The sequence below is a fragment of the Bradyrhizobium sp. 33ap4 genome (genome assembly GCF_032654765.1).
Lineage (GTDB): Bacteria > Pseudomonadota > Alphaproteobacteria > Rhizobiales > Xanthobacteraceae > Bradyrhizobium > Bradyrhizobium australafricanum.
Window position 1 is genome coordinate 138,129 of the sequence record NZ_JAUMTJ010000019.1, and the last position, 7,533, is coordinate 145,661.

Consider the following 7,533-nt stretch of genomic DNA (forward strand, 5'->3'; position numbering starts at 1 on the left):
CGCTCCTTCACGCCAGCGCCAGGACCAGGACCAGCAGCGCCCCGGCCAACAGAATCATGGCGTAACGATAGAGTTTCAGCCCGGTGAGGACGTCAGCGGCAGCCGGATCGCGCGCGCCCTCGTTCAGCCAGGGCTCATCGGCGATGTGCCCGTGATAGATGCGAGGACCGCTGAGCCGCACGCCGAGCGCGCCGGCCATCGCAGCTTCCGGCCAGCCGGCATTCGGCGAGCGATGCCGGCGCGCATCGCGCAACATGCATGACCACGCCTGCGAACGGTTCGGCGCGAGCAGCACGAACAGAACACCCGTCAACCGCGCCGGAATGAGATTGGCGAGATCGTCGATCCGGGCGGCTGCCCAGCCAAAGGCTTCGTGCCGCTCGGTGCGGTGGCCGATCATCGAGTCCAGCGTGTTGATCGCCTTGTAGCCAAGGATTCCCGGCAGGCCGAACAGCGCGCCCCAGAACACCGGCGCCACGATGCCGTCGGATGCATTCTCGGCAAGGCTCTCGATGGTGGCGCGCGCGATGCCGGCGTCGTCGAGCGTTGCCGGATCTCGCCCGACAATCTGCGCGACCGCCGAACGTGCGGCCGTGATGTCGCCGGATACCAAGGGACTTGCCACCGCGGCGACATGGTCATGCAGCGAGCGCACGGCAACCAGCGGCCACGCTAGGACGCCGACAAGGACAATGCGAACCCATCCGGATGCGAGCGCGGACTGAACGGCCCAACCGAGCGCAATCACCAGCGCGATCACCAGGATCGCAGCCGCAATGCCAGCCACGCGACGAAACGCCGGCGGGTCGGAGGCGCGGTTCCAGGCGCTATCGACAAGATTGATCAGCCGGCCGAGCCAGGTCACGGGATGGCCGATGCGGGCAAACAGCCACGCCGGCCAGCCGATCAGGGCATCCACCGCCATCGCCACCGCCATCGCTCCCGCAAAACCCACGATAATCCTCTCCGCGCCGCGGTCCCCCTGATGCGCAAGACATCGGCCGAGTGCAAGCCCTCCGTGACGGATTTCGGCTTTGTCTTTCTCCGCGATTGGTGGTTAGAGCGTTTGTGAACGACGTGCGTACCGGTCGCACAGGAGATGATATGGCCGTCATTCTGATCACGGGGGGAGCGCGGTCCGGCAAAAGCCGGCGCGCCGAACTTCGTGCGCGCAGCTTTCCGGGACAGCCGGTCTATATCGCGACCGCCGAGGCGCTCGATGCGGAAATGGATGAGCGGATCGCCAAACATCGCGCGCGGCGCGGCAGCGACTGGATCGAGCGCGAGGTGCCGCTCGATCTGGTTGAAGTGCTGTCCGGGACCGATGGCGCTGGTGCAAGGCTGGTCGATTGCCTGACGCTCTGGCTATCCAATCTGCTGCATGCCGGGCGCGACTGGTCGCAGGAAGTGACGCGGCTGGCGGATGCGCTGTCGCGCCAGCACGGCCCGGTCGTGCTGGTCACCAACGAGGTCGGCCTCGGCATCGTGCCAGACAATGCATTGGCGCGGACGTTCCGCGACGCCGCAGGAATCATGAACCAGACTATCGCCGGCATCGCAGACGAGGTCGAGTTCGTCGTTGCGGGCCTGCCGATGAAGCTTAAATGAAATCCGAGATCGATCCTGCCAAAGGCCCCGCAATGGTCTCATTCGACGATACGTTTCGCCGGCAGCTGCACGATCTGTTCGTGTGGCGGCGCGACGTGCGGCGGTTCCGAACCGATCCGCTGCCGGATGGCACGATCGAGCGGCTGATCGAGATCGCCTGCCTGTCGCCTTCGGTCGGCCTGAGCCAGCCCTGGCGGTTCGTCATTGTCGACGACAAGACACGACGCCGCGCTGTCATCGACGACTTCAAGGCCTGCAACGCCGATGCGCTGCGGTCCTATTCGGGCGAGCGCGCCACAAAATACGCCGCGTTGAAATTATCGGGCCTCGAGGAGGCGCCGGGACATCTCGCCGTGTTTGCCGAGAAGACCGACCGGATCGGCGCCGGTCTCGGCCGCGCGACGATGCCGGAGACGTCGGAATATTCCGTGGTGGCCGGGATCTGCTCGATGTGGCTTGCCGCGCGCGCCGAAGGCATCGGCATCGGCTGGGTATCGATCCTCAATCCAGAACGCATTCATGGCGTTCTGGAAATCCCGGCCTCCTGGAAATTCATCGGCTATCTCTGCATCGGTTACCCCCAGACCGAGTGCGACCGTCCGGAGCTCGAACAGGCCAAGTGGGAATCGCGGCGAGGTCCGGATGAATTCACCATCCGACGCTGACCGCCCCCCTGCTGGCGACGGCACCTTGAGCTGTGACGCGCACTGGCGCGCCGACATCGCCTCGCTGGTCTTTCCCGTGCCGGAGCACCGCGCTATCTGCGCGGTGCATCGGGGCGCCTTTCGCACGCTGCTGGGCACCGATCCGACGGTGGACGCATGTCTCGCCCATTTCAGGCGGTTTGAACCAGCCTTCAAGGCAGCCGCACGCGCCAAGATCGAGCGCAAGCGCATTCCCCTTGGAACAAATTTGCATCTTACCAGTCGCGACATCACCCGAAAGCTGCTAGAAGCCGATCAAATCGAATGTGGAGAACGACCATGAGCCAGTCCCAGACCGCGCAAACCCAGGTTACTCAAGCTCAGGTCACGCATCTGCCGATCGCCACCCGACAGGTCGGACGGCTTGCACAGTCGTTGATGGCCATGACGCTCGGCCTGTTCATCGTCGGCGTGGTCGGCTTCTCGCACATCGACGTAATCCACAACGCCGCGCATGACGTGCGCCATTCCAACGCCTTCCCCTGCCACTGATCTCCTTGGCATGAGCACGTTTCGCTCGATCGTCTTCTCGTCGGTCATTGCCGGATTCATCGTCGGCCTGATCGTCACGGCGGTCCAGCAGTTCGGCACCGTTCCCCTGATCCTCAGGGCCGAGGTCTACGAGAAGGCGGCCGCGCACAAGCACGAAGCCGCCGCGCCACCGCAGGCGATCCTCGTCCATGATCATGCGGATCATGATCATGGCGCGGAGGCCTGGGAGCCGCGCGACGGTTTGGAACGCAACGTCTATACCGCGGGGGCGAACATCCTGACCGCGATCGGCTTTGCGCTTCTGCTCTGCGGCTTCCTCGCGGTTCGCAGCGGCGCGACCGGCGAGCAAATCTCGTGGCATGAAGGCTTGATGTGGGGCCTCGCCGGTTTCGCCGTCTTCACCATCGCTCCGGGCCTCGGACTGCCGCCTGAATTGCCGGGGGTCCCCACCGCTCCATTGCTCTCGCGCCAGATCTGGTGGGTGACGGCGGTGCTGGCGACCGCAGCCGGCCTCGGCCTGATCGTGTTCCGGCGCTCGATGCCGGCCGCCATTGCCGGCGTGGTCCTGATCATGCTGCCGCATCTGATCGGCGCGCCCGAGCTGGAGCACGTCGAGACCAACGTGCCTTCATCCTTGTCGCATCAGTTCATGGTCGCCGTCACGCTGACCAGTCTGGTGTTCTGGTCGCTGCTGGGCAGCCTGACGAGCGCCGCATTCGCCTATTTCGACCAGCCAAGCTCACCCGCTCGCGGGTGACAGCCGCTGCCGGAAAAACGCCAGGATCTCATCGCGGGCCGCGATGGTCGGCTGGCCGGCCTCGTCGATCAGATGCACGGTCACGACGCTGTGCGGTGTCGTGACGAAATTCCGGAAGAACGGCGGCACATCGCGGTTCGCCGCGCTGTCGGGAAGCACCCGCCCGATGAAGCGGTCGCCGAGCGCCTCGCGATAGGCCGCAAAGCGCTGCGCCATGCAGAACTTGTCGCCCTCAAATCGATACGCCAGCACGGTCAGGTCTTCGCGTTCCAACCGCTCGCGGACCGCCTTGACCTCCTCCGGCGCGATCTCGATGCCCGCCGGATCGTTCAATGGCAATGACGGCTGCGAAAGCACCGGCGCCAGCATCGACGGCTCCAGCATCATGGTGAGCGCGAAATTGCCGGTAAAGCACATCCCGATGGCCCCGACACCGGGACCGCCGCATTCACCATGGGCAAATCGCGCCAGCGCGCGCAGCCATTGCGTCACGGGACTGGACTGGTTTGCGGCCATCGCGCGAAACTCGGCGCTGACGCAGGCGCGCTGAAACACCGCGGCGCCCTCCTCTGCGCTCGCAATAGCGCCGTCACGGCCGAACAGCGATGGCATATAGACGGTGAATCCGGCATCGCGAACCCAGCGGGCGAAGCGCGCCACATGCGGGCTGATACCCGGCATCTCCGCCATCACGATCACCGCAGGACCGCCGCCGCCAACATGGACGGTCTTGCCGGCACCATCGAGGGTGATCTGGCGGCGCTCGAAATCCTCGAGCGGATCGTCCTGGGTCATCGGCCGGTTCGGCATCGGCGGTCCTCCTGATCGAGATCGGCAGCGTCTCGGCGTCAGAGTTGCGATTTTCCGGCCCGGCAGCTAGTGTCAAAAATGACATTGATCGCGGATTTTATGACATGACCAGGATTGCGGTTGTCGAGATCGACGGCTGCCTCGCGTCAGCGGCCGCCATCACCCACGACGTGCTGGCCACCGCCAACCGGATCAGTACGTCGAAGCGCGCGCCCTTCGAGGTGACGACGCTGCGTTATGGGCCGAGGCGGCGCGCCGCCCGATTGCGCGGCGCCGACCTTGTCATCGTTCCGGGGCTCGGCTCGGCGTCGGCCGATGCACTGGAGCGGAAGCTGGCGACACCGGCATGTCGGCACGCCCGCGACATGCTGGTCACGGCGTTCGCGAGCGGCGCGATGCTCGCCGCGTCCTGCGCCAGCAGTTTCCTGCTCGCGGAGACCGGCCTGCTCGACGGCAAGCGAGCGACCACGACATGGTGGTTCGCGCCGCTGTTTCGGCAACGCTATCCGAATGTCGAGCTGATGACGGAGCGGATGGTGGTGGCCGACTGGCCGATCGCAACCGCCGGCGCGGCGATGGCGCAGATGGACCTGATGCTTGCGGTGATCACGCGTTTCGGCAGCCCGGCGCTGGCCAAGGGCTGCGCCAATTACCTGCTGCTTGGCGAGCGGCATTCGCAGGCGCCGTTCATGGCAATCAATTATCTTGCCAGCCAGGACCTCAAAATCGCCCGGGCCGAGAAATGGGTGCGCAGCAACATCGCGCGCGACTTCACGATCGGGGACGTCGCCGCCGCCGTCGCGCTGGCGCCGCGGACATTTGCCAGACGGCTCGAGTCGATCTGCGGCGTGTCGCCCATTCAATTCGTGCAACGCATCAGGATCGAGACGGCGCGGTCGTTGCTCGAGACCACGCGCCTGTCGGTCGAAGAGATCGCGGGTAAGGTCGGATACGCCGAGCCATCGACCCTCCGCCGGCTGATCCGGCGCGAAACGCGGCATTCGCCGCGGCATTTCCGCTCAGGCGGTTGATCCGCAACGACGCCACATCCGCGATGAAATCATCACGCCGACAGCCACGCGAAGGCGCGGCGCAAGAATGCCGGCGCATCCTTTTCGACTGGCGTGCCATGTGCTTCCACTCGCGAGGAACAAATGATGCAGCGAGTTGGGCGCCACGATGTGCCTGACCTGGCCGAGTGCGTCGACGCCGGCCTGCATTTGCTCGGTCAACCGGACCGGCGACCAGATGAAAAGGGCACCGTCCGCCAGCCTGACGATGGCCATCCGGGTCGGATAATGAAACCCGGCGACCGCAAGGTTCGGTCCCCCCGGCAATCCAGATGTCGTGGCCGAACTGCTGCAATACGCCATTCGCGATGAACCTTGACCGTCGGGCTCCGCATCCAACCCCGCACGCTGCCGCCGGGTTCATTTACCATGCCCGGCGTGACAGGCCGCGGACAAGGGCAATGTCGATCATCGGTTCCGATTGCGCCGCGGCCAATTGCAACGATCGGGTTTACGCAACCTTAGACGATTTGATCCAAATGTTGCGCGTGCACGACGCGATTGGGATGAAGCGGCCGATGTCGCAAAAGTCGGACCTCGAGGGACACAGGCTGCCCTTCGCTGATGACGCCGCGCGTCACCTCGCAGCGGATGACGCAGGTCGTGACGCTGTGATGCCGCGCGTGACCATCAGCCGAACCTCGAATGCGTCCGCAAGTCAGCCGCAGGCGGCAATCGCGCATTCACCGCAGTCCGGCGCGGGCGTACTGGTCTCCGCGCTGCGTGAGGCCGACTGGCTCACGGCTGACCGTGTCACCGCCTTCACCCGCGTATTTCTCGTCCTGTTCATCGCCTGCATCGCGATCATCCCATGGGCCGCGCCGACGATGGAAGTCGGCCATGATTTCGCGGCGTTCTGGACCGCGGCGAAGCTCGCGCTCCAAGGCCGCGCCGGCGACGCCTATGGCGACGCGGGCCGCGCCGCTGTAGCCGCCGTGCTCGGTCAGAACACCTACGCACCGTTCTTCTACCCGCCGACGTCGCTGCTGTTCTGGCTGCCCTTTGCACTGGTTCCCTTTGCAACGGCGGCCGTCGTCTGGATCTTCGCGACCGGCGCCGCCTATGCAGCCGCGGTGAGAGCCATGCTCGAGCGCGGCTCCGTCGTTCCAGCGCTCGCCTTTCCCGCCGCGTGGGTGTGCGCGCTATTCGGACAGAATTCGCTGTTCTCGGCGGCTCTGCTCGGCGGATCGGCCGTCACGCTGGACCGCTACCCGGTGATCGCCGGCGCGTTGCTCGGGTGCTTCAGCTACAAACCGCAGATCGCCCTGCTCGCGCCGCTGGTGCTGATCCTGACGCGGCGCTGGCGTGCGCTGGCTGCTGCGGCCGCAACGACGCTCGTGCTTGTTCTGGCGGCCACCGCCTTGTTCGGGATCGATCCGTGGATCAAATTCGTTGCCGTTCTGCCGGAGGCAAGCGCCTGGAGCCTCGGCGGCGGACCCGGTTTCGAGAAGTTCGCCAGTCCCTATGCCGCGATCAGGCTGGCCGGCGGATCCAGCAGCACGGCCTGGCTCGTCCAGGTGACCGCGGCCGCAATCGCGATCGCCGTCCTGATCCTGGTGCTGCGAAAACGTCCCGGCGGCGCCGCCGAGATCGCGCTGATGGTGGCGATGACCGGCCTGTGCGTACCATCGCTCGGCAACTATGAGGTCGTGATCCTGGCGATCCCGGGCGCGTGGCTGATCGCGCAGGCGCTTGCGCAGGGTTGGTTGCCCTATGAACGCATCGCCGTCGCGGCGCTTTATTTGACGCCATTCGCCATGGTGCCTGCGGGCGCCAACGGCCTGCAACTGGCACCGATCGCCGCTGCGGCAGTTGCCGTCCTTGTCGTGCGCCGCATCAGGCATCTGCCACTCCCGGATGCTCCGGCCGAAATCGCCAATCACTGATTTGCCCGACGTGGCAAGTCCCTTTGCGAAGACGCGAGGCGGACGGCGAAATCGTGCAGCCTGACGCCCTAAGCGAAGGTATGACCCACAAACGACGACCCATATTGGGTGTCGTCCCTGCGAAAGCACTAGGTGGTGTGGACACTAGCGCATCCATAGAACAATGGCAGCGAGAGTGACGACGGCCCGGTAATTCCGGGCCGTTT

Annotated in this window: 10 protein-coding genes; 7 read left to right on the top strand and 3 right to left on the bottom strand. The window is 65.4% G+C overall.

The window, feature by feature from the left end; translation table 11 throughout:
* Positions 1 to 7: 7 nt before the first annotated feature.
* Positions 8 to 955, bottom strand: coding sequence for an adenosylcobinamide-phosphate synthase CbiB (gene cbiB / locus Q2M23_RS16870; protein WP_316396173.1), 948 nt, complete (start codon positions 953 to 955; stop codon positions 8 to 10).
* A gap of 149 nt (positions 956 to 1,104) precedes the next feature.
* On the opposite strand from cbiB, the gene cobU reads away from it, so the two are divergent.
* From cobU to Q2M23_RS16895, 5 genes are read left to right on the top strand one after another with little or no spacing between them, the layout of a single operon-like run.
* Complete coding sequence (gene cobU / locus Q2M23_RS16875; RefSeq protein ID WP_057015887.1) at positions 1,105 to 1,608, top strand: bifunctional adenosylcobinamide kinase/adenosylcobinamide-phosphate guanylyltransferase; 504 nt, start codon at positions 1,105 to 1,107, stop codon at positions 1,606 to 1,608.
* Positions 1,609 to 1,640: 32 nt separating this feature from the next.
* Positions 1,641 to 2,273, top strand: a complete 633-nt coding sequence (gene bluB / locus Q2M23_RS16880; protein WP_057015939.1) for a 5,6-dimethylbenzimidazole synthase — start codon at positions 1,641 to 1,643, stop codon at positions 2,271 to 2,273.
* Positions 2,251 to 2,595, top strand: a complete 345-nt coding sequence (locus Q2M23_RS16885) for a hypothetical protein (protein WP_076833476.1) — start codon at positions 2,251 to 2,253, stop codon at positions 2,593 to 2,595. Before bluB ends, Q2M23_RS16885 begins: the two co-directional genes overlap by 23 nt.
* A complete protein-coding gene (locus Q2M23_RS16890; protein WP_057015885.1) occupies positions 2,592 to 2,804 on the top strand; it encodes a CbtB domain-containing protein in 213 nt (70 codons plus the stop codon). The genes Q2M23_RS16885 and Q2M23_RS16890 overlap by 4 nt, the downstream gene beginning before the upstream one ends.
* 10 nt (positions 2,805 to 2,814) lie before the next feature.
* Complete coding sequence (locus Q2M23_RS16895) at positions 2,815 to 3,561, top strand: CbtA family protein (protein WP_076833475.1); 747 nt, start codon at positions 2,815 to 2,817, stop codon at positions 3,559 to 3,561.
* On the opposite strand, the gene Q2M23_RS16900 is transcribed toward Q2M23_RS16895, so the two are convergent.
* Complete coding sequence (locus Q2M23_RS16900; protein WP_076833473.1) at positions 3,544 to 4,371, bottom strand: dienelactone hydrolase family protein; 828 nt, start codon at positions 4,369 to 4,371, stop codon at positions 3,544 to 3,546. The genes Q2M23_RS16895 and Q2M23_RS16900 overlap by 18 nt on opposite strands.
* A gap of 104 nt (positions 4,372 to 4,475) precedes the next feature.
* Between Q2M23_RS16900 and Q2M23_RS16905 the strand changes: the two genes are divergently transcribed.
* The gene (locus Q2M23_RS16905; protein ID WP_076833471.1) at positions 4,476 to 5,402 is read left to right on the top strand and encodes a GlxA family transcriptional regulator; all 927 of its coding nucleotides are present in this window, start codon (positions 4,476 to 4,478) and stop codon (positions 5,400 to 5,402) included.
* Here the strand turns inward: Q2M23_RS16905 and Q2M23_RS16910 are convergent.
* Positions 5,391 to 5,657: a hypothetical protein gene (locus Q2M23_RS16910; protein ID WP_316396174.1), complete on the bottom strand. Its 267-nt coding sequence runs from the start codon at positions 5,655 to 5,657 to the stop codon at positions 5,391 to 5,393. The two genes, Q2M23_RS16905 and Q2M23_RS16910, sit on opposite strands and share 12 nt — an antisense overlap.
* Positions 5,658 to 5,959: 302 nt before the next feature.
* On the opposite strand from Q2M23_RS16910, the gene Q2M23_RS16915 reads away from it, so the two are divergent.
* Positions 5,960 to 7,327, top strand: coding sequence for a glycosyltransferase family 87 protein (locus Q2M23_RS16915; RefSeq protein ID WP_316396175.1), 1,368 nt, complete (start codon positions 5,960 to 5,962; stop codon positions 7,325 to 7,327).
* Positions 7,328 to 7,533: the final 206 nt, after the last annotated feature.